19 protein-coding genes and 1 other RNA gene are annotated in these 23,389 nt (G+C 27.0%); 16 read left to right on the top strand and 4 right to left on the bottom strand.

All coding sequences use genetic code 11. From position 1 onward, the window contains the following. Positions 1-744: 744 nt before the first annotated feature. Positions 745-2,715 carry a TonB-dependent receptor domain-containing protein gene (locus tag F1B92_RS07825; protein ID WP_154571288.1) on the bottom strand — a complete coding sequence of 657 codons (1,971 nt, stop codon included), beginning with the start codon at positions 2,713-2,715 and terminating at the stop codon, positions 745-747. Positions 2,716-2,936: 221 nt separating this feature from the next. On the opposite strand from F1B92_RS07825, the gene F1B92_RS07820 reads away from it, so the two are divergent. The 13 genes from F1B92_RS07820 to F1B92_RS07760 all read left to right on the top strand — a co-directional run bounded on the left by F1B92_RS07820 (position 2,937) and on the right by F1B92_RS07760 (position 15,908). After that, positions 2,937-5,687: a valine--tRNA ligase gene (locus F1B92_RS07820; protein ID WP_326833131.1), complete on the top strand. Its 2,751-nt coding sequence runs from the start codon at positions 2,937-2,939 to the stop codon at positions 5,685-5,687. Beyond that, positions 5,687-6,487: a hypothetical protein gene (locus F1B92_RS07815; protein WP_154571287.1), complete on the top strand. Its 801-nt coding sequence runs from the start codon at positions 5,687-5,689 to the stop codon at positions 6,485-6,487. The genes F1B92_RS07820 and F1B92_RS07815 overlap by 1 nt, the downstream gene beginning before the upstream one ends. 486 nt (positions 6,488-6,973) lie before the next feature. After that, complete coding sequence (locus F1B92_RS07810) at positions 6,974-7,999, top strand: DNA methyltransferase family protein (RefSeq protein ID WP_326833133.1); 1,026 nt, start codon at positions 6,974-6,976, stop codon at positions 7,997-7,999. Then, complete coding sequence (locus F1B92_RS07805; protein ID WP_154571285.1) at positions 7,987-8,703, top strand: R.Pab1 family restriction endonuclease; 717 nt, start codon at positions 7,987-7,989, stop codon at positions 8,701-8,703. Before F1B92_RS07810 ends, F1B92_RS07805 begins: the two co-directional genes overlap by 13 nt. Then, positions 8,700-9,068: a DMT family protein gene (locus F1B92_RS07800; RefSeq protein ID WP_154571284.1), complete on the top strand. Its 369-nt coding sequence runs from the start codon at positions 8,700-8,702 to the stop codon at positions 9,066-9,068. Before F1B92_RS07805 ends, F1B92_RS07800 begins: the two co-directional genes overlap by 4 nt. An 80-nt stretch (positions 9,069-9,148) precedes the next feature. Further along, positions 9,149-9,586, top strand: a complete 438-nt coding sequence (locus tag F1B92_RS07795; protein ID WP_154571283.1) for a DUF302 domain-containing protein — start codon at positions 9,149-9,151, stop codon at positions 9,584-9,586. Between the two features lie 26 nt (positions 9,587-9,612). Continuing rightward, on the top strand, positions 9,613-10,575 hold the full coding sequence (locus F1B92_RS07790) for a methionine ABC transporter ATP-binding protein (protein ID WP_154571282.1): 963 nt from the start codon (positions 9,613-9,615) through the stop codon (positions 10,573-10,575). After that, positions 10,554-11,213 (top strand): tetratricopeptide repeat protein, encoded by a 660-nt coding sequence (locus F1B92_RS07785; RefSeq protein ID WP_229770977.1) that lies wholly within the window; start codon positions 10,554-10,556, stop codon positions 11,211-11,213. The genes F1B92_RS07790 and F1B92_RS07785 overlap by 22 nt, the downstream gene beginning before the upstream one ends. Before the next feature lie 95 nt (positions 11,214-11,308). After that, positions 11,309-12,133, top strand: a complete 825-nt coding sequence (locus tag F1B92_RS07780; protein WP_154571281.1) for a methionine ABC transporter permease — start codon at positions 11,309-11,311, stop codon at positions 12,131-12,133. Further along, positions 12,130-13,170: a hypothetical protein gene (locus tag F1B92_RS07775; protein WP_154571280.1), complete on the top strand. Its 1,041-nt coding sequence runs from the start codon at positions 12,130-12,132 to the stop codon at positions 13,168-13,170. Before F1B92_RS07780 ends, F1B92_RS07775 begins: the two co-directional genes overlap by 4 nt. Positions 13,171-13,175: 5 nt before the next feature. Beyond that, positions 13,176-13,778, top strand: coding sequence for a hypothetical protein (locus tag F1B92_RS07770; protein ID WP_154571279.1), 603 nt, complete (start codon positions 13,176-13,178; stop codon positions 13,776-13,778). Next, positions 13,778-15,682: a DUF1998 domain-containing protein gene (gene drmB / locus F1B92_RS07765; protein ID WP_154571278.1), complete on the top strand. Its 1,905-nt coding sequence runs from the start codon at positions 13,778-13,780 to the stop codon at positions 15,680-15,682. The genes F1B92_RS07770 and drmB overlap by 1 nt, the downstream gene beginning before the upstream one ends. A gap of 4 nt (positions 15,683-15,686) precedes the next feature. Then, a complete protein-coding gene (locus tag F1B92_RS07760) occupies positions 15,687-15,908 on the top strand; it encodes a hypothetical protein (protein ID WP_154571277.1) in 222 nt (73 codons plus the stop codon). A gap of 554 nt (positions 15,909-16,462) precedes the next feature. Here F1B92_RS07760 and ssrA read toward each other — a convergent pair. Further along, positions 16,463-16,824, bottom strand: a transfer-messenger RNA (tmRNA) gene (ssrA, locus tag F1B92_RS07755). A 107-nt stretch (positions 16,825-16,931) separates the two neighbouring features. Here ssrA and F1B92_RS07750 point away from each other — a divergent pair. Genes F1B92_RS07750 through F1B92_RS07740 form a run of 3 tightly spaced genes read left to right on the top strand, consistent with a single transcriptional unit; the run spans position 16,932 to position 19,658 of the window. Further along, positions 16,932-17,606 carry a tetratricopeptide repeat protein gene (locus tag F1B92_RS07750; protein WP_154571276.1) on the top strand — a complete coding sequence of 225 codons (675 nt, stop codon included), beginning with the start codon at positions 16,932-16,934 and terminating at the stop codon, positions 17,604-17,606. 2 nt (positions 17,607-17,608) lie between these two features. Beyond that, positions 17,609-18,619 (top strand): Holliday junction branch migration DNA helicase RuvB, encoded by a 1,011-nt coding sequence (gene ruvB / locus F1B92_RS07745; protein ID WP_154571275.1) that lies wholly within the window; start codon positions 17,609-17,611, stop codon positions 18,617-18,619. Further along, on the top strand, positions 18,609-19,658 hold the full coding sequence (locus F1B92_RS07740) for an AI-2E family transporter (protein WP_154571274.1): 1,050 nt from the start codon (positions 18,609-18,611) through the stop codon (positions 19,656-19,658). Before ruvB ends, F1B92_RS07740 begins: the two co-directional genes overlap by 11 nt. Here the strand turns inward: F1B92_RS07740 and F1B92_RS07735 are convergent. Together F1B92_RS07735 and F1B92_RS07730 are read right to left on the bottom strand one after the other, a co-directional pair. After that, positions 19,617-21,428 carry a dynamin family protein gene (locus tag F1B92_RS07735; protein ID WP_154571273.1) on the bottom strand — a complete coding sequence of 604 codons (1,812 nt, stop codon included), beginning with the start codon at positions 21,426-21,428 and terminating at the stop codon, positions 19,617-19,619. The genes F1B92_RS07740 and F1B92_RS07735 overlap by 42 nt on opposite strands. After that, positions 21,428-23,389, bottom strand: coding sequence for a dynamin family protein (locus F1B92_RS07730; protein WP_154571272.1), 1,962 nt, complete (start codon positions 23,387-23,389; stop codon positions 21,428-21,430). The genes F1B92_RS07735 and F1B92_RS07730 overlap by 1 nt, the downstream gene beginning before the upstream one ends.

Below are 23,389 nucleotides of genomic sequence, written 5' to 3'. Positions count from 1 at the left end.
GAAATTTATTCTGTTTTATTTAGGGGTTGGATAAAGTGGATTTTTTGTAAAGATATTTAAAATTTTTTATGAATTTAGTATTGATAAATATCGTATTTTGTTATGATTTCATAATGTGATTAATTGCCAATTAAATACCAATTTTATCAAAAAGATTAAAATAGATATCTCTTAAATTCATAAGAAATTTTTTGATTTAAAGTCATAATGGTTACTAAATAATCTTTAAATAAATAAAAATTAATGTTAAAAAAGAGTAAAACTAAGAAGTAAAATAGATAAAAGTTGTTTTATAGAAACATATTTTTATTTTACATAAAAAAGGGTCGTGGTAAATTTAATTGTTAAATTTAATAAAATACTTTAACTAATATAGTAAAACTTTCTCTTTACTTCTTCTTTACACACAGTGATCTTAAAAATAAATTTATAAATTTTAGGGATTGTAAGATTAAAATGACTAAATTTAGAGGAATGAAGAGAAGAAATTTTTATATTTAAGAGTGCGAGTTTTGGTGTTGTGTTAAATAGTAAAATAATTTATTAAATATATTGAAATTGGGTTTATTTTGTTTGGTTTAAAAATTATATAAGCCAAAAGATAATTTAAAATTAAAAATGATAAATATAATTTTTTATCATCTAGTATAGATTTTCATAAATTCACTACAAGTCATTGGCTAATTTTATCAAAATTTACATACTATAAATTTGCATAAACTAGCCATTTTAACTTATAGTTTTCTAAAATTTAGCTTCAAAACCTACGCTATATCTTCTTCCATCCAAGCTCTTACCATATTCTTCATTAGTTAAACTCTTATCAAAAACATTATAAATGCCTCCAAAAATTGTAAAATTATCATTTATACCATAGCTTACTCCCATATCTGAAATAATATATGACTTAACCATTTTTCCATTTTTTTCTCTTGTAGAGCCTTTGTATTTAATTTTTGTCCATAAATTTAAATTTCTATTATAATTATAATCAAGCTTTAAATTTGCCATATGTTTTGGTGTGTTAAAAAACGGCTGACCTTTATATTTTCCAGTTTTAAGTTCACTTTTTGAGTATGTATAATTTGCACTTGCTTTAAATTTGTCAAATTTGTATGATAAATCTAATTCCAGACCTCTAATATTTGCTTCATCTACATTGATATATTGATGAATTCTATTGTAATTTTTGCCATTATATAGACATTTTAGAAGATCTCCTTTTTTCTTTGCACCACTATCACAGTTAGTAGTTTTATCAATTTTATCTTTAAAATTTGTGTAAAAAATAGTCGTTTGTGCTTCAAATTGACTAAATTTTAAAAGCATAGATAATTCATAATTAATACTTGATTCAGGTTTTAGATCATAATTTCCTATATCTATACTGCCTATACCCATTTTTTGAGCCTTTCCACCACCGCTTTGTTCGCCTATTTTTGGATCTGATTGCTTTAAGCTAGGTGATTTATAGCCCTTACCTACCCCTCCTTTTATAGTTAAATAATCATTTGGATTATATATCGCATAAAATCTAGGTATAAATTCGCTTCCATAATGCTCATTTTTATCATATCTAAGACCAAAAGTAAAAATTAAATCATCCGCTATATTAAATTCATCCTCAACAAACAAAGCGCCTTGCCACCTCTTTAAATTTGTATTATTGTTTGAGCCGTGAAATCTAGCTTTTGCATGTTTTGTTTCTTCTTTTTTAAAATCAACCCCAAAAGTCAAAATATGCTTACTGAATGGCAAAAGAGTTTTTGTATTATAAATGGTCTTTTTATATGCTGATTTAGTGGTTTTGCCATTATCTATATGGACATTTTCATGACTTATAAAACTTGTTGTATTTGCACCATCTGCCCAATTGTGATCGTGAGTTATAGAGAGTTGTCTTCTATCATTTTCTAAAAAAGTATCACCGGTTTTATTTTTTGTTCCTATATTTTTTGTTTTAGCATAACCGACAAATAGTTCTAAATTACTACCATCTGTAATAACAAAATTTAATTTTGAGTTTATATCGTATTTATCTTTTTGCCTAAAACCGCCACTAAATTTATCCTCAATTCGATTAAAAGTTGAACCATAAACTATAAATCCAATCTTATCTTTAAGAATTGGTGTGCCTAAATAAAATCTATTATTTGTATAATTTCCACTTTTTTTATCTTCTTGCAAAGTAATCTCGCTTCCAATACTTCCTGTAAATTTATTAGGAACTTTCTTGGTTATAACATTAATAACTCCGCCCATCGCTTCTGATCCATAAAGTGAACTCATTGGACCTTTTATAACTTCAATTCTCTCTATCATACCAGCAGGTGGAAGCCAATTTGCCTCCATTCCTACCCCAAAACCATTATAGTAAGCATCATTTGAACCTTGTGGTTTTCCATCAGACATAAAAAGAGTATAATCGCCCGAGAGCCCTCTGATATAAACAGAGCTATTATCTAGCTTTCTACTCCCTCCCCCTTCTATACTTACACCAGATATATCATCAAGGACATTATATATGTTAGAAAATGATCTTTTTTCAATAACATCTTTTGAGACTATATCTATGCTAGCAGGAGCGTATTGTAAAGTTTTGGAAAAACCAGAAGCTGTTACAACAACCTCATCTAAGTTTATAGAGTTTTCATTTGCAGCTAAATTTGCAGTAATTACACAAAATAGATAAACTAAATTTTTATTTCTTGGCATTCATATCCTTTATAAATTAAATTTAATATTATTGTAGCTTTATTTTACTTTAATAAAAATTAAATAATAATTATAATTATAATAAATTTATTTTATTCTTTGCTTTTTTGTCTAAAAATTTATAAAGGTAAAATTTTGTAGGAATAGCCTTATTTTGAGTTTTTATAAAATTAAAAGCTAAATTTAGCTATAATCTGCCCATTTTTATTTAAGGAATTTAAGTGAGTAAAGATTTTTATAACCCAAAAGAGATTGAAGAAAAATACTATGAAATTTGTGAAAAACGTGGATATTTTGAAATAAACAGCAACCAATCTAAACAAAACAATAAAACATTTTGTATAATGATGCCACCACCAAATGTTACAGGGGTACTTCATATCGGACATGCGCTAACTTTTACACTTCAAGATATTATGACAAGATACAAAAGAATGGATGGTTTTAAAACTCTTTATCAACCAGGACTTGATCACGCAGGAATCGCTACTCAAAATGTTGTCGAAAAGCGTCTTTTAGAGCGTGGCATAACTAAAGAAAGCCTTGGTAGGGAGAAATTTTTAGATGAAGTTTGGAAATGGAAAGAAGAAAGTGGCGATACCATAATAAAGCAGATGAGAAAGCTTGGCATAACTCCTGCTTGGTCAAGGCTTAGATTTACTATGGATGAAGGTCTTAAAAATGCCGTAAAAAAAGCTTTTGTGAATTTATATAATGCTGGACTGATTGTTCGTGGTAATTATATGGTAAATTGGTGTACTCACGATGGAGCTTTAAGTGATATTGAGGTTGAGCATAAAGAAAACGCTGGAAAGCTTTATCATTTAAGATATTATCTATCTGATTTTGTTAATTTACCAGATAATAATAAGGCGTTAAATTTGGAAAATTCGAGCGAAGAACAAATAAGATGCACTAATAGTGCTTCACAGTTCAACTCAAATGAGAATTTTTCAAAAATGGCGTGCGAGACGAGTACTTATATAGTCGTTGCAACGACTCGCCCTGAAACTTTCTTTGGCGATACTGCTGTGATGGTAAATCCAGCTGATGAAAGATATAAAGATTTAATTGGCAAAAAAGTAATTTTACCTATCATAAACCGCGAAATTGAAATAATTGCTGATGAATATGTTGATATGAGCTTTGGAACAGGTATTGTTAAGGTAACTCCAGCTCATGATCAAAATGACTATGAAGTTGGAAATCGCCATAATTTGGAATTTATAACCATCTTTGATGAAAATGGAATTTTAAATGATGAGTGTGGAGAATTTAAAGGACTAGAGCGACTCAAAGCAAGAGATAAGGTAGTAGAAAAGCTTCAAAATCTTGGAAATATTGAAAAAATAGAAGATTATAACAATCAAGTTGGATACTGCTACCGCTGTGGAAATGTGGTTGAGCCATATATTTCAAAGCAGTGGTTTGTAAAAAAAGAGATTGCAAATGACGCCATAAAAGCTGTAAATAGTGGCGAAGCTAAATTTTATCCATCTCACTGGATAAATAGCTTTAATGCGTGGATGAGAGAGTTAAAAGATTGGTGTATTTCAAGGCAACTTTGGTGGGGACATCAAATTCCTGTATTTTACTGCAATGAGTGTGGTAATGAGTGGGCTAGCGAAGATGATAATCCCAAATCTTGTCCAAAATGTTCTAGTTTAAATTTTCATCAAGACCCTGATGTGCTTGATACTTGGTTTAGTAGTGGGCTTTGGCCTTTTTCAACTCTTGGTTGGGGAAATAATGAAGCTTACAAAGATGAAAAATGGTCCCTTAGTGATTTAGATGAGTTTTATCCAAATACTATGCTTATAACTGGATTTGATATTTTATTTTTCTGGGTTGCAAGGATGATGTTTCAAAGTGAAAATGCCCTAAAAAAGCTGCCTTTTAAAGACATCTATCTTCACGCCCTTGTTAAGGCTGCTGATGGCTCAAAGATGAGTAAAAGCAAAGGAAATGTGATCGATCCTTTAGTAAAAATTGATGAGTATAGTGCCGATATTTTGCGTTTTACTTTAGCGCTTTTATGCATACAAGGACGAGATATTAGACTAAGTGAAGAAAAACTCATTCAAGTTAGAAATTTTACAAATAAGCTTTATAACGCTCATAAATACCTGCTTTTAAATGAAAATAAATTTGATGATTTAGAAAATTTAGAAATTAAAACAAAGCTTGGGCTTTATATGCTTTATAAGTTTCAAACTTGTGTTAATGAAACTAGAAAAAATCTTGATGAGTATAGATTTAACGACGCAGCAAATACTATTTATAAATTTTTATGGGATGAGTTTTGCGACTGGGGCATTGAGTTAAGTAAGGCTGAAAAAGAAAGCGTTGGCGAACTTGGAGCGATTTTTAAAGAAGCTATGAAGCTACTTAGCCCATTTATGCCGTTTTTAAGCGAGTATTTATACCACGAATTAAGTGGTTCAAATTTAGAAAATTCTAAATCCATAATGCTCTCAAACTATCCTAAAATTTCAAAAAATGATGAAGAGATAGAAAAACTTTTTAGTATTTTAATAGAAGCTGTTATTTCAATTCGCCGTGCAAAAGCTGTGATTGATTTAGGAAATTCAAAAATTCCACTTGCTTATGTAAAGTTAAGTAGCAATATTGATTTAAATGACGCTATAAAATTTATAAAACTTTTATCAAAATGCGAAGATGTTAAATTTACAGATTCTAAGATAGAAAATTCTATTACTGATGTAAGCGAGAATTTAAGCACATTTGTGCCGCTAAGTGGCGTTGATACGAGTGAGTTTGTAAGGCGACTTAATGCTCAAAAAACCAAACTTGAAAAAGAGATTGCAAAGCTAGAAAATATGCTTGGAAACGAAAAATTTATAGCAAATGCCCCAGCTTCAGTCATAGAAACAAATAAAACAGGGCTAGAAAATGCACAAAATCAGCTCAGCAAGGTTTTAAGTGAGTTAAAAAGTTTAGAGGTTATATAATGAGATTAAAAAGTACTTTAACATTTAGTGAGTGTAATTTAATTGCCAATAATTCACAAATTCCTACACTTGATATGTTTAATGGTATAAAAAGTAAATATAGTTATGAATATGAAAATACTACTTATAGATTAGAATGTGAGATAAAAGATGATATTTTGTGGATATATGCTAAATTTGGCAATAAAACACCATATACAGATAGCGTCTTTGATATAACAACACAAGAAGATAGACCAAATCCACGTACACAAGAAGAGCTAGAATTAAAAAATCAGCTCTTTTGTGTTTATTATCCAAAGAATGCTGTATTATATATTTCGGACTATAGAAAAAATACATTCTTATCAAATTTTTTGAAAGCACATTTTAATCAAGAATTTTCTATAAATAAATACTATATTGAACCAGAATCTTTTGCAAATGAAATAAATAGCATAAGTAGCATAAAATTTACTTCAACAAATCGAACTTTATTTAATAATGATATTTTTGGTGAAGTTGCTGATGTTTGTGGGTATAATATGCCTATATCGTTTAGTATCGAAGCAAAATATAAAGGAAATAATTTTATTTTAGAAAAATTAAAAGATACACTTTTAATTTTAAAAAATAAAAAAGAAAACGGTGAAATCGATAGAGTAATTTGTGTTGGAAAAGATGATAAAAATATGGAAAAAATTTTTAATTTGGATACTTTTATAAAAAAAATATCCATAAATATAGAAAAAGATGAAAATGGAATGTTTGATCCAGATACAATAAAAAATATTATTTTAGAGCGATTAAATGAGAAATAATCATATAATGCTAATAATTTCAGTATTTTTAATATTTTTTATTATTTCTTTATTTGCTTTTAAATTTTATGATTTTAGTCATATTTTTGAAGAATTAGTTTCAAATATAATAACATTTCTTGCCATAATTTTAGGTTTTTACTTTACCAGTATATCAATATTGTTTTCATCAAAATATATGCATAATTTAAAAGAAGAAGATGTAGAAATAAAAACTAAAAGACTTATTCATACATTAAGTGCTTATTTTAAGAACTCTATCTATACAGCCTTAATAACTATTATGTTATCAATACTATTTTTATTAACATATTCTTTGAAAATTTATTCTGTTAATATGATATTATTCTCCATATTGATTGCACTTTTATCAGTAAATTTTTTATTTATTATTTTATTAATAAAGGTAATTTTTAATATTTTTATTGCACAGATTATACAAGGATTGCAATGAATGTTCAATCTCATTTAAATAGTTTTCATACCATAAATTTAGGAAGTTTCTACACTCCTAAATTTATCGTTAGAAAAGCTTATGATTTGCTTGAGTCTAGGCTAAATTTAAAAGAATTTTTGCTTTTTGATAGTAGCTGCGGATATGGAGATTTTTTTATTTACGATGATATAAATTATTTAGGAGCTGATATTGATGAGATTGCGTTATCAAAAGTGCCTTTTAAAATTCCCACACTTCACACAAATTCACTTAAAAATGTTAGCAGAAATAAATTTCAAATTAGCATTAATCAAAAACTAATAATAATAGGCAATCCCCCATACAATGATAAAACTTCAATTATTAGAAATAGCATAAAAAAATCACTTTTTGAAGTAGATAAAGATTTAGCTTTTAGAGATTTAGGAATTTCATTTTTACGCTCTTATGCAGTTTTAAAGCCAGAATTTGTTTGCGTTTTGCACCCACTTTCATATCTTATAAAAGAAACAAATTTCAATGCTTTGGCTAAATTTAGAGAAAATTATACTTTAATTGACGGCTTAGTTATAAGCAGTGAAATCTTTACACCAAATTCAAGCACATTTTTCCCCATAATTATCGCACTATATAAAAAAGATAATCACGCAATGACTTATGATTTTATTAAAAATTTTGAGTTTAAAACCTTAGAAAAACATAAATTTAGGCTAAATGACTTTGATTTTATAACAAATTATGTTAGAAAGTATCCAAATCCAAACGATAAAAGAGAAGCTGTTGCGTATTTTCACACTTTAAGAGACATAAATGCTTTAAAAAGAAATCAAACTTTTCAAAAAAAACAAAACTCAAATTCCATTAAAATCTTTAAAGAAAATCTGAAATATTACTGCTATATTCATCATTTTAAACAATATGCTAATAAGCTTCCATATTATTTTGGAAATTTAGATATTTTTATAAACAATAGTGAATTTTTAAAAATATCAGATGAATTTTTAGAACTAAAAAGAAAACAAATCATAGAAAATTACTTTAAAGATCTGTTTAAAGGACATATATGCCAAATTTAATTTATGAATTTCCACTCACTAAAATAACAGGCAAAATTAGAATAAAAGAAAGACTTGCCTTTAATGATTATGGAGTACCTATTGCTCCAACTAAAACTATTATAACTCCAAAACATTATATAGAATGGCAAATAGGTTATGATAGAGTTATAGAAAAAGGCGAAAATATTCATTTTATCGGTGCAAATGGTAAAAATAAACAAATTTATGAATTAAGTGAATTTTTAAAATTTGGGCTAGAAAATAGTCTTATATCATTTGAAATTTTAGAAAATTTAAAAAATGAAATTGGAGATAACAAAATTTTTATAGATGAAAAAGAATCAATTACTCGTTCTCATTTTGTGCCAGAAACTATAAATAATATTGAATTTTTAAAATCAAAAGTTAGCTACCCACTTCTAATTAGCAAATTTCAAAACGATGATTTGCTTTGTGAAATTATTGTTCGTGAAAAGCAAAGAGCAGTTGGCACAATACCTATGCTTTATTTTTGTATAAGTTTGGCAAGCATCAAAGATAAAAACGGTAATTTTAGTTTTATAGGTAGAAAAATAAATAGTAAGGAAAGTGGATATTTAGAGATAAATAACAACAATATCTTAATTTTTATAAAAATTTTTAAGATATTTGGACTTTTAAGCAAAGCTCATAAGTACGACTGTTTAGAGATTTTAAATTACATTATCCAAGGTAATAAATGAAACCACACTACACAATTATGCTTTTAATTATGTCAAATATTTTTATGACACTTGCTTGGTATGGGCATTTGAAATTTAGTAAAATTCCTGCTTTTAGTTCTCTTAGTTTAATCTGGATAATCGTAATTAGCTGGGGGATAGCGTTTTTTGAATACTGCTTCCAAGTTCCAGCAAATCGCTATGGATTTGTAGAAAATGGCGGGGCATTTAACATTTGGCAATTAAAGGTTTTACAAGAAGTTATAACTTTAAGTGTGTTTAGCATTTTTACACTTTTGGTTTTTAAAAATGAAACTTTTAGGTTAAATCATCTAATTGGTTTTATTTTTTTAATACTAGCTGTTTATTTTATCTTTAAAGAATAATGAGTATAATTTAAATTTACTATAAAATAGAAATATTTTGTGTATAATAAACATTTAAAAATCAAATTTAAGGAAAAATTATGAAAAAAGTTATTTTCACATTCTTATTTTCAGCTATTAGTGTTTTTGGAGCAGAAAACATACTAAAAGAAAAAAAGGTAAATTTTAGTTTAGATGAAGCTACTTTAAAATTAGAAAATATCTTAAAAGAAAACAATCTTACTGTTTTTAATGTAATAAAACATTCAAAACTAGCTAAAGATGTCGGACTTAAGATGGACGGTGCTACTGTTGTGATATTTGGCAACCCAAAAGCAGGCACTTTGCTTATGCAGTGTGATACAAGAATTTCTCTTGAGCTACCTTTAAAATTTCTAATTTATAATAAAAACAATGAAACTTTTATAGCGTATGAAGATATCAAAAATATATCAAAAAGATATGATTTAAATAACTGCGACGCGGTAGAGAAACTAAGCAAAGCACAAGATAAAATCTTTAACGCTATTATTAAGTAAATTCTAAATTTTAATCAAGAGCTATAATGATAGAAGTTAAAAATTTAAGTAAAAAATATAAAGAGGTAGAAGTTTTAAAAGATATTAACTTTACCATAAATCAAGGTGAAATTTTTGGTCTAGTTGGACATAGCGGTGCTGGCAAAAGCACCCTACTTCGCCTAATTAACGGACTTGAAAATTATCAAGATGGAAGCTTAAAAGTAAATGGCGTTGAAATTAAAAATCTAAAAGGTAAAGATTTAAGAGAGCTTAGAAAAAATATAGGTATGATATTTCAACATTTTGCATTAATGAGTAGAAAAAATGTATTTGATAATGTTGCAATGCCACTAAATTTTTGGGGATATGATAAAAATCATACTCAAAAAAGAGTAGATGAACTTTTAGAAATAGTTGGCTTAATCGATAAAAAATACAGCTATCCAAGCGAGCTTTCAGGCGGACAAAAACAACGCGTTGCAATTGCTAGAGCGTTAGCTTTAAATCCTAAAATTTTACTTTCAGACGAAGCTACTTCAGCCCTTGATCCAAATATAACAAATCAAATTTTAGAACTTCTAAAACGCATAAATAAAGAATTTGGCATTACTATAGTTTTAGTTACTCATGAGATGGATGTTGTAAAAACTATAGCAAATAAAGCCGTTCTTTTAAGCAAAGGCATTATAACAAATCAAGGCGAAATTCACGAACTTTTCTTAAAACCCGATGAAAATATGCGTGAATTTTTAGGCGAAAAGATGATAGTTCCAAAAGATGGTATTAATATAGCTATTTATTTTCCAAAAGATGTTGCTTTTGAGTGCGTTATAACTCAGATGGCAAGAAATTTGGATATTAATTTTAATATAGTTTGGGGTAAGATTGAGCAATTAAGCGACCTAGTTTTAGGACATTTAGTTATAAACATAGATCCAAAAGATAAAGAAAAAGTAGTAAATTATCTCAAAAAAACTGGCGTTTTATGGGAAATTGTGAAAAAATAAAATTTGGAGATATGATGATGAAAAAGATAGCTTTAGGTATGCTTTTAGTGGTAGGTTTTAGCTTTGGAGATGATTTTGATATTGCACGCAAGGCTTACGAAACTGCTAATTACCAAAAAGCTTTTAAATACTATAAATTAGCTTGTGATGGTGGAGAGGCTTTTGGTTGCACTGGGCTTGGGGATTTATACTACTATGGCGAAGGTGTTAGACAAAATTATAAAGAGGCTTTTAAATATTTAAAATTAGCTTGTGATGGTGGAGAGGCTTTTGGTTGCACTGGTCTTGGGGATTTATACTACTATGGCGAAGGTGTTAGACAAGATTATAAAGAGGCTTTTAAATATTTAAAATTAGCTTGCGATGGTAAAGATGCTTTTGGTTGCGGTAAACTTGGATTTTTATATGGCAATGGTCAAGGCATAAGACAAGATTATAAAGAGGCTTTTAAATATTTAAAATTAGCTTGTGATGGTAAAAATGCCAATAATTGTGTTGCTATTGGTTTTTTGTATAACCTTGGTGAAGGTGTTAAACAAGATCATATTAAAGCAAAAGAGTATTTTGGTAGAGCTTGCGATTTAGGGCTTCAAATAGGTTGTGAGGAATACGCTAAATTAAATAAAAAAGGTTATTAAATTTATTAAATTTTGATAAATGAAAAGTAGTAAATTATCTCAAAAAAACTGGCGTTTTATGGGAAGTAATAAATAAATTTTAATAAGGAGCTATTATGAAAAAAATTATATTTTTAACTTTAATTTTAGGGCTATTTTTTATCTATCCTTTTTTTATGGGTGAAAATATTTTTGAAAGTATTGACAAGATATTTTTTAAACAAACTCCTTTTTTTAGGACGCTTTTTGATGGCTGGGCGGTTAGTTTAAAAGAAATTTTAGGAAACAAATCATATAAAATATTAATAGATATACTATTAGTTGCTGCTTGGGAAACTCTTTATATGACTATAACTTCTACTGTTTTTGCTGCTATTTTAGGCTTATTTTTAGCAATTATTTTAGTTTTTACCAGAAAAGATGGCTTGTTGGAAAACAGACCTATTTATAATGTACTTGATTTTATCATTAATGTTTTTAGAAGTTTTCCTTTTATCGTGCTTATAATCGTGCTTTTCCCTTTTGTTAGGCTAATTATTGGAACTAGCATTGGCACAGACGCTGCTATCGTTCCACTTACCATTGGTACGGCTCCTTTTATGGCTAGACTTATAGAAAATGCCTTGATTGAAGTTGATAAAGGGGTGATTGAAGCGGCAAAAAGCTTTGGAGCTAGTAAAACTCAAATTATCTTTAGAGTTATGTTAGTTGAAGCGGTTCCATCGCTAATTAATGTTTTAACTCTAACTATCATCGTAGTTATTGGCTTTTCAGCTATGGCAGGAACTTTAGGTGGTGGCGGTCTTGGAGATGTTGCTATAAGATATGGCTTTCAAAGATTTAGAGGCGACATTATGCTTTATACGGTTATAATTTTAATTGCTATGGTTCAAATAGTGCAAATGACGGGAAATCAAATTTATAAAAAAGTCAAGAAATGATAGAAATTTCACAAAAAAGAGAAGAGTTTGTAAATTTTATAGAAAAAGAATTAACTGGTTGCGGTAATGATATTATATTAAATATAAATCCACTAGATAGATATTTTACAGGGTTTTTGTTTCCCATCACTGAAAGAGAAAAATATGAGTTATTAGATAACTTTAAAGATTTAGAAGAAGATGAAACAGATGAAGATGCAAGCGACAAAAAAGATAAAAAAACAAGATATTATATACCACCATCTAGTGTTGGATTTTCATTTTTTAGTAGTGAAGAATCACTTGATTTTGATATTTACTTTAAAGCAGCTTATTATACTAAAGATTTAAGAGATGAGTTTGGTAGATTTAAAACAACTAGATGGGAAAAAAGTTATTTTTCAACAGATGGCGAGTATATAAACTATAAATTTAGTAAAGAAAAAACAAGATATAACATTTTTAACAATAAGGCAAGTATAGAAATTCTACCTAGAAAAATAAAAAATGGATATATTTTTACCATAACTATTATAAATCAACAAAAACTATTTGATAGCGATATAAAAACTCTTACTTTTGATCAAAATAGATTAAGTTTATTTGAGGTTGAGTTAAAATGCTTTTTAGATAGTGACAAAATAGGAAACTATCCAAACAATGATGATATTTTTTTAGATGATGAAGAAAAAGAGTTAAAGCTAAGATATCAAGATAATGAAATTTATGCTGTAGGGCATGGCTGGGCTGCTTCTTGGAAATTTCATAAAAATAATATAATTGAACTAAAAGCTGATTTTTTACCTAAATTTGAAATTCCAGTAAGTAGTGCAAGTAACTATGGTAATAATGAAATTTTAAAATTTAAAAATCTTAAAAATTTAGATGAAAATAGCTTTATAGGTTTAAATAATTTTGTAAAAAATTATATAGAATGGATAGAAAATCAAAGCCAAAAAGCTAATTTAGAAAACGATAAAAAAACTGCTAAAAATATAGTAAATAAACAAAAAATTACTGCAAAAAGGATGCTAAATTCCATCTCAAATTTAAAATAGGACTTATGATTATCAATGGTCAGCCTGGAACTACAGCTGAATATATCCAAGCAAGCAGTAGAGTTGGTAGAGCTTCAACTCCAGGAATTGTTTTTACAAATTATCATAAAACTGAAGCTAGAAATATCTCTTTTTATGAAAATTTTATTAGTTATCATAGTAATTTTTACACTTTTGTTGAGCCAACTAGCATAACACCATTTACTAAACAAGCAAGAGATAGGGCTTTACATGCGGCTTTAATTTTTTGTATAAGACACTCAAATTCTAAATTTACACCAAATGATGCACCAAAAGATATTAATTTTGATGACGATTTAGTAAAAGATATTATTAAAACTTTCATAAAAAGAATTGCTAGAACTAGTGATAGTCAAATAATTAATACCCAAAAACACATTGATGAGCTAATTTTAATGTGGCAAGAAAAACAAAAAGAAGCACTCTCTTTAAACTATAAACTTTGCTACTCAAATACATATAACTCAAGCCTAAATTTACTAAGAGGTTTTGATGATGATCCTAAAAAAGGACTTTGGAAAACACTTAGATCTATGAGAAATGTAGAAAAAAATGCACTTATAAGAACTATGAAAAAGGAGTCTTGATGAATAATGACTATATGAAAAGAAGATTTTCACACTTACTTTCATACGCTGGTATAGGCTCTATAATAAGAGATAATAACAAATTTTTTACAACTTTAAAAGATATAAAATCTTGGATAATTTCAGATGATTTAGAGATAAAACATACAAAAAGAATAAGAGACAGTTTAGGTATAAATAAAAAGCTAATTTTTCCACCAACTGGAGATATTAACAACAAAGGAGAATTAATTGGAACTTATTTGCAATCTACCATCTTTCCAAAATCTTGTTTTTGTAAAAAATGTGGGCTAATATATCAAAATCCTTTTAAAGATAACCAAGAATTAAAATGCAAATGCGGTGGTAATTTAGAACAAATTCCACATTGTCAAGTTAGTTCAAATGGCTATATGGACGATGTTTTATGGCATAATGTTGCACATCAAAATAATGATGGAAATTGCAAACGTGATTTACAAAACGCTTATCTTAAATTTAATAATCACGAACAAACACCTACTATAACTTGTAAAAAATGTGGCTCAAGTGGCAAAATAGATAGTTATTTTCCTAAATATTTTAGCAAAATTCAGCCCTGGATTTCTCAAAGTAAAAAATTAGATGATAAGCAAAAAGCACAAATTTTATCTATAAATGATTCTAGAATTTACATACCTAAAAAAACAGCAGCACTTGTAATACCACCAGAATCTAGAATTAGCAAAAACGACCTAAGAGAGATGATTTTAAACAATGAAGAGCTTTATAAAAAATTAATAATTAATAAAATTAAATTTAGACCTGAAATATATATGCATAAATTTAAATGCACAAAAGATGAGTTAATAAATGCTATAAACGATATAAAAAATGGCTATCCAGATTATGGCAAGGACTTTACAAAACTAGACCTATTAAAAGAAGAATATAAAGCTTTAACTACTAAATTTGATGATATGGACGATAGTGAAGATTTTGTTACAAAACACTATACAGATGATTTTAAAAAATTATCAGACATAGAAGATGCTAAATTTTTAGTAAAGATAGTATCAAATTTAGTATCCGTAAAAAAACTAAGAGAGATTGTAATTTTTAATGGATTTTATAGGATAGAAGCTGATATTAAAGAAAATTTAGTAAAGCCAGATATTGATGGAAGTTCTAAATACCTACCTGCTATTGAGTTATTTGGTGAGGGGATATTTTTTAGTTTAGATGAGAGATTTTTAAAAATTTGGGAAGAAAATAGCACTATAAAAAATAGAACAAGTGAATTTAAAAAAAGAATAAATGATAGCCATAACTCCGCTTTTGAAAATGTAGTAATTGAACCTAGATTTTTACTACTTCATACCTTATCACATCTTATAATAAAAGAGTTAGTTATAAACTCGGGTTACCCAGAAGCATCATTAAAAGAGAGAATTTATAGTTCTAAAATAAACAATATGGCTGGTATATTAATATACACTTCAGTTGCAGATGAGATAGGCACTCTTGGTGGTATAGAGCAAAACGCAAAACCTGAAAATTTTATAAAACTACTAAATAAAGCACTTCAAAGAGCTCTTTGGTGTTCTATGGATCCAGTTTGTAGCGAACAAACCGGTCAAGGCGTGGCGTGGTTAAATATGGCGGCTTGTCATGCTTGTGTGCTAACTTCAGAGGTGAGTTGTTCATACTCAAATTTATGTTTAGATAGAATTTTTATTAAAGGAAATGATAGAGGTGTTCCAATTCTATCATTTATACAAAATAACCTAAAAGCAGATGTTAGAAACAGTGAAATTGGTGATGGAATGGAAGTTGTAATTATGGATAGTTCTATTAAAAAATTTAGAAGATTTAATAGAAAATTTAATATCAAAAAATATATTTTTAGGCGATATTACTATCTTATCACCAAATTTATATTTTGATTCAATGGTTAAAGATTTATCACAAAAATATAAAAATTTAATTACCGTTTTAGATGATTTTGGTTGCAAGCAAGATAGAAAAATAGGCTTTTCAACGATTAAGGATTTTAAAGGATTAGAAAATGATATCATAATTTGTATTGATTTAAGCAGTGATGATATTTTAAATTCTTATGTTGGTTTTAGTAGAGTAAGAAGTTGTTTGCATATAATGAAAAAATATTAAATTTTAATTGACTCAATAAAACAAAAAACTATTTTATCTCATCAAGATACATCCACTTAAAATCTCTAAAATCCTACTCATATTTATCTAAAATTCCGTCTTAATATTTATTTAAAAGAATTTCTAATTTTACTTAGCTAAGATCGCCACGCTTTCAAACTGTTACATTTGAAAAAAATATTAATAACTTTACTTATAACATTTAACTATCAGTTAAAATATTTTACGTTTGCATTTCCAATCTTATTAAATATATCTAGCATTTATGCACATACCAAAAGTTCTATTATTGCTATCATTATGTTTTTATGCTCTACCTTAAGAACTATTATCATAATATATTAGTTTTAATGCTTTATTTTTCTTTGTTCATAACTGCAACTCTTTTACTTTATAAAGTATCATTTTAGCTATTTTTATACTATTTCTAAAATTTTAGAAATAGTATGAGATTTTTATGAAGCAATCAACATTTTTTAAAAGCTTTAAAATAACCTTTTCTAAGGAGCTTAAAGAGATTTTTTTAGATTTTCAATATATAAGATTAATACTTTTGGTGGAGGTGTGCGGTGTCGAACCGCAGTCCAAAAGCAAAATTTCAAAGCCTCTACATGTTTAGCAAAAGTGAAAAATTCATCTAAAAAGGCTCACTTTCCAAAACCATACTTTTAGACTAAGACTAAAATTTCATCTAAATGCTCGTCAAACACCTAAACTACACTATTAAAAATGACTCGCACAAGCACCTAAATAGTATCAGCACTTAGCAAGGCTCAACTGAACTTACGCTACTTTTGCGTAAGCAGGAGCAAATTTAACGTTATTTGCGTTTAATTTTAATTTGAACTTTTAACGCTTTGTTCAAAGCGACATGCCACTGTGATCACTCCACTCCTGTCGAAGCCAAGTCACCCCCAAAAAAATATAGGCGGTATTTTACTGTTTTTCAAAAAAAAAGTCAAATTTTACTATTTTTCAAGAAAATTTGGTAAAATATGGCTTCAAATTTCAAAAAGGATTTTTATGAAAAAATTAATATTTTTAAGCTTGATTATTATTTTTAGCAATGCAAATTCGATGAAAAAAGATGAAAATTCATCAAAAAGAGATTATTTTAATGAAGCATTTAGTGCTTTTGAAGATAAAAAATACGACAAATCAAAAGAAATTTATGAAAATTTATGCAAAAACAATAATGCTAAGGGATGTACAAATTTAGGCTATTTTTACGATAATGGTCTTGGTTTTAAAGTAGATAAGCAAAAAGCTATAGAGCTATACAAAAAAGGGTGTGAGTTAGGTGATGGGCTTGGATGTTCAAATTTAGGCGTTTTATATTTTAGGGGTGATGGGGTCGATTTAAATTTTATAGAGGCTTTTAAATATTTTCAAAAAGGGTGTGAGTTAAATAATGCTTTTTCTTGTTCTCAACTTGCTTATCAATATGAAAATGGAGATGGGGTAAAGCAAAATCACGCAAAAGCATTTGAATTTTATAAAAAAGCGTGTGAACTAAATGAAGGCGAAGCTTGCTCAAATTTAGGAACATTATATTTTAATGGTTTAGGTGTTGATATAAATTTTGATAGTGCTTTAAAGTATTTTCAAAAAGGGTGTGATTTAGAATATAAAAAAGGGTGTGAATTTGAAACTGAACTTAGAAAAATTATGCTAGAAAAAGGCTTAAAAGAGAAATAATTATGGATAGAATAGTTGAAATAGAAAAAATCAGCTTTGAAAATGAGTATGAAATAAGTTTAAGACCTTCAAATTTTGATGACTATATAGGACAAGAAAAAATAAAGCAAAATTTAAAAGTTTTCATCCAAGCTGCCAAAATGAGAAATGAACCACTAGATCATACTTTGTTTTATGGACCGCCTGGACTTGGCAAAACAACACTTGCACACATTATAGCAACACAAATGGAATCAAATATAAAAATTACTTCAGCTCCTATGATTGAAAAAAGTGGGGATTTAGCAGCCATTTTAACAAATTTAGAAGCTGGCGATGTGCTTTTTATAGATGAAATTCATCGCTTAAGTTCCGCTATTGAAGAAATTTTATATTCAGCGATGGAGGATTTTAGACTTGATATAATTATAGGCTCTGGACCAGCTGCACAAACTATAAAAATAGACATTCCTAAATTTACTCTAATTGGTGCCACAACAAGAGCAGGTATGATCTCTGCACCGCTTAGGGATAGATTTGGAATTTCGTTTAGACTACAATTTTATACACCTGATGAACTATCTCAAATTCTACAAAAAGCTAGCCTAAAAATAAACAAATCATCCACAAAAAACGCCGCCTTACAAATTGCTAAAAGAAGCAGAGGAACTCCTAGAATTGCTCTTAGACTCCTAAAAAGAATAAGAGATTATGCTGATGTAAATAATGAGAGTGAAATTTCGCAACAAAGAGCAGAAATTTCACTAAATGAACTCGGAGTAAATGAGCTTGGTTTTGATGAAATGGATTTAAGATATTTAGAAATTTTAACCGAACAAAACGGACGTCCTCTTGGTTTAAATACTATTTCAGCTGCACTTAGTGAAGATGAAGGCACTATTGAAGATGTTATAGAGCCTTATTTACTTGCAAATGGCTATATTCAAAGAACAGCAAAAGGCAGGATCGCTACATATAAAACATATGATACTCTTAAAATTTCATATCAAAAAGGACTATTTGATGAAAACTAGTAAATACTTTTTTATATCATTTATTTTATTTGTTTTTGGATGGCTTATTTATCTTTTTAGTCCATTTTTACTAACCATATCAATAGGTATTTTGCTAGCAGTTTCAACAGCCAACATAAATATAAAATTCCTAAAACTCACAAACAATAAAGAAACTATTAGTGCTATTTTGACAACCCTAACGGTATTTTTGTTGTTTTTGATACCTTTTATATATGCAGTAATTCAACTAGCAAAATATATATCTAATTTTGATATATCTTATATAACACAAATATTAGATTATATAAAAAATTACGATTTTAAACTACCTTCTGCGATTGAATTTTTAGAACCAAAAATAAAAGATTTTATAACCTCAATTGATATAAATGACACTATAAAACAATGTATGAGTTATGCATCGAGTGTAGGTAAATCAAGTGCAAATTTTATTGTTGATTTGGGTTTAATTTTGGTGTTTTATTTCTTTTCAAATTTATATGGAAAGCCGTTGATTAATTTTGCAAAATCATCCCTGCCTATAGAAAATTCTTTATTTAACTATATATTTGGTGAAGTCGGAAATACAATGAGTGTTGTTTTATACTCCACTATATTAAATGCTGTTTTGCAAGGGTTTTTATTTGGCTCTATGATAATATTTTTTGATTATAATGGATTTTTACTTGGAATTTTATATGCTTTTGCTTCAATGATTCCAATCGTTGGTGGAGCTTTGGTTTATGTACCAATTAGCATATATGAAATCGCTAACCACAACATAAATAATAGTATCGTGATATTTTTATACTCTATTATTATAATCTCTACCATAGCTGATAATTTCATAAAACCTTTTATCATTAAATTTATAAATTCAAAACTCGTAGATAAACCAGCAAATATAAATGAATTAATTATATTTTTCTCTATGCTTGCAGGACTTTCTACTTTTGGATTTTGGGGCATTATACTTGGACCTGCAATAGTTACGCTATTTGTAGCTACAATTCATTCATATGGATTCATTGTTGATAATACCAATACAAAAGTCTAGTTCTTTTAAAATTTCCTTGTGTTTATCAATGTGATTTATAAGGAAATTTCTATTTTTTTGAAGATTGATATTTAGTTGTTCTTTTAGCTCAATAATGCATTTTTTTATAAATGATTTTTCAGCTAAAAAATCATCTTCAAATTCATAATAATGTAAATTTTTAAGCAAATTTTCATTAAAATCATTAAAATTTGGATAAAAAATCGAAAATGTTAATGGATCGCTTTTGTAAGCATTGATTGAGTTTAAAATTCTATCTGATACATAATGCCCTGTTAATAAGATGGAATTTTCATAATTAGAAATTATTTTTATATCAACTTTCTCAAAAAACAACATAATTTTTTGCGAGATTTTTTGAAATTTATTTTCATAGTCTTTTAAGATAAACTCATAAACTTCGCTTGCAAGTTTTTGAATTTTAGATGTTTGTGTTGTAGAATGGATTTGACTTTTCTTTTGATATGTTTCAAATTTAGCTTTAAACAGCAAAATTTCATCCATTAAAATATTGTAGTTTAAATTTAAATTACTTAAAATTTCATCCCTTAATTTTATAGATTTTGATTTTAATCTTCTAAAAATCAGACCATCATTATTGTATATCATTTTTGAAAAAGCAAAGTCTTTATTAAAATTTGGAAATTCATACACGACTTTTTCATATGAATTTTTATTTAAAAAACCTTTTTTTTGAACTAAAAAATACCCCTTTTCTATTTTTATAGAATTTTCAAAAATAGTGCTAAATGAGTTTGAAATTTCTTTAATATTTGCATAAATTTTCTCAAATTCATATAAGTATATTTTTAGATTATCATCTAAATTATTTAATATTTTTTCTAAATTAAACTCTATAATTTTCATTAAATCATTATAAAATTTTATATAAAATTCTCTTTCATCTTTCAATAAATTGATGATTTGGATAAATTTATCTTTTATAATTTCATTTTTGTTGATATAAATTTTATCTAAAAAATTTATAAACTCATCAAAACCGCTATTTTTTAAGCCCATATTTTCTTCTTTTGAAGAAATTGCTACTATATTTTTAAAATAGTCCTTAAAAACATCTTTTGAATACTCCAAAACCCTATCTATCTCAGCATTACTCAATCTATCTTTTTGACTCAAAAGACAAATTGAATTATTTAAAACGCTTTTAGAAACTAAATTTAGCCCATCCTTTTCACTGCTTCTTGCTGCATTATCTATCAAACTAATCCAAACAATAGAACAAGCATCATTTAAAATTGCAATAGCTTCATTTGTATCATTTATATTTATAGAGTTTAAACCAGGAGTATCTAAAAAGGTAAATTTTTTTAAAATATCGATATTAGCATATATTTCTATAGATTGAATGCTTTTTAAATTTAATCTTTGATCCACAAAATTCGATAAATTTGTGATTTCTAAAATCTCTTCTAGACCATTGAGATGTTTTATTTTTATCATCTCAAAAGAACAATATTTTATTTTTATAACCTTTGCAGTTACTGGCACTACGCCTGTTGGTAATAAATTTGATTTAAAAAGTGAATTTAAAAAAGTAGATTTTCCGCTACTAAACTGTCCAACAACAGCGATTTCAAGAGGCTTATTTTCAAAACCCATTAAATGTTTTAATCTATTTTTTAAATAAAAACTAGCGTGATTTTTTGGATCAAGCAAGATAGAACACACTCTATCAACCCTACCCCAAAAACAACTCCTATACTCTTTTAAAAATTTCTCTTTATACTCTTTTATAAACTCATCTAGCACTAATTTATCCTTTGTTGCAAGATTTCTAAAGATCTTAAATCATCTTTAAATTGATTTATTTTTAAAAATTCATCTTGATTTTGAGAATTTTTTGATAAAGCTATGTTTTGCAAAAGAATTTGTTTTTCTTTTAACTCATTTTCTAAAATTTGAAATTTTTGTTCAATTGTTTGTTTAAATTTTTTCGTATTTTCAATAAAAAGTTTGTTTAAAATCTCTTTTAAATCAAGTTTATTGATAAAATCATTAAATTTATCTTCTAAAATTTTATTAGCGCTTAAAGGATCTAAATTTACAACTTCTTTTAATGAAATTTTTATATCATCAAATTTAAAAGTAAAATCTTGCAAAAAATTTCTAACATCAAAATTATACTCATCATCTAATTTTATATTTAAATTTAGGGCTGTATTTTTTATATCTTTAAAAATTCTATATGAAAAATCTCTCAAAACATCACTCATTAAATCTTTAAAACCATTTTCAAACATAAAATAAATTCTATCTAAATCAGTGTTTTTATTATAAATTTTATTATATTTTAAATCAGAAATTATTCTATCTTTTATAATAATAAGTCCGCTTTTAAAAGATATATCAAATTTTAAATCGCTATAATCTAAGCTTTTTAAAGCTAAATCAAAATCATTTTTTATATTTTTATGCTTTAAATTTATAGATTTAATCTCATTTTCTAAATTTATATTTTGAGAATTTAACTCAACTATACTCTTATTTAAATTTGAAAGATTTGTTTTTATGTTTTGAATTTTATCTAATATAGCTAAATTCAGGGCTTTTTTATAGTTTTGGATGATCAAATTAGCCTTTTTACTCTCATTTCCAAAAAAATTTTCAAATATAAAATTTACAAGTTCATTGATTCCATTTTTACTAACACTATCTATAGCAAAAAAGCTTACATCATCCAAAAAAGCATTTATATTTTTTTTAGTATAGTTTAAAACCTCTATCAAATCGCTTTTGCTAATGCTATCAGAGTGAGTTAAGGCTATAATAAAGGTGCTATTTTTTGTATTTTTAATAATATTTTTAATAAATTTTATATCTTTGTTTGTAAGGCTTTGAGAAACATTCATTAAGTGAATAATCGCATCGCTATTTTTCATAAAATTCATAGTTAGCTCTTCTCGTTTAAAAACATCATCATCAAGACCTGGAGTATCAACAATAATAATATTTTCTTTAAGCAAATAATTATTTAGTTTTAAATTTATATATTTTACACTATCTGAAATCTCAAATTTTGCGGAACTAAATTTTTGCACATCAAATAATTTTATATCTTCAAAAGCGCCATCTTCATAATAAACTTCTGCTTTTTCTTCATCTCCATATGATAAAACAGTTAAATTTGCAGTTTCTGGTATGTTTGAAGTGCCTAAAATTTCTCTATTTAAAATAGCATTTAACATACTCGATTTGCCAGAATTTATAACACCCGTAATAGAGATTGTAAATTTATTATTTAGCACATCTTCTTTTAAAAATTTAATGCTACTATCAAATTTTATCAACTCATCAGCCACTAAATTTAAATTATCTAGTTCTATTTTAAATTTACTACTTCTTCTTCGTTTATCAAAAATTATCTCGCTATCAACAAGTTCTAAATTATCTAAAAATTTATAAATAATTTCGTAAAAATCTTTATCAATTATTCTTTCATCATTTAAAATTTTAAGATATCCAAGGGTTTCAAATTTAGAAATTTCAAGATTTTTTATTCCATTTATTACTGAAATTTGTAAATTTTGAACACCAAAAATAGATATATCATTTACTATATTTTTAAAATTTGCAAGAGTTATGAATCTGTCGTAATTTTTAGCATTGCAAGATAAAATAATGGCAGCGCATTGCGGATTTAGTTTAATCGTGTCTAAATTTTTTATATAAAGCCTTTCAATACCCCAAATCTGATCTAAAAATTCATTCAT

Origin of the sequence: Campylobacter portucalensis, from assembly GCF_009690845.1 — a bacterium.
Lineage (GTDB): Bacteria > Campylobacterota > Campylobacteria > Campylobacterales > Campylobacteraceae > Campylobacter_B > Campylobacter_B portucalensis.
This window is presented reverse-complemented; position numbering and strand designations above follow the sequence as displayed.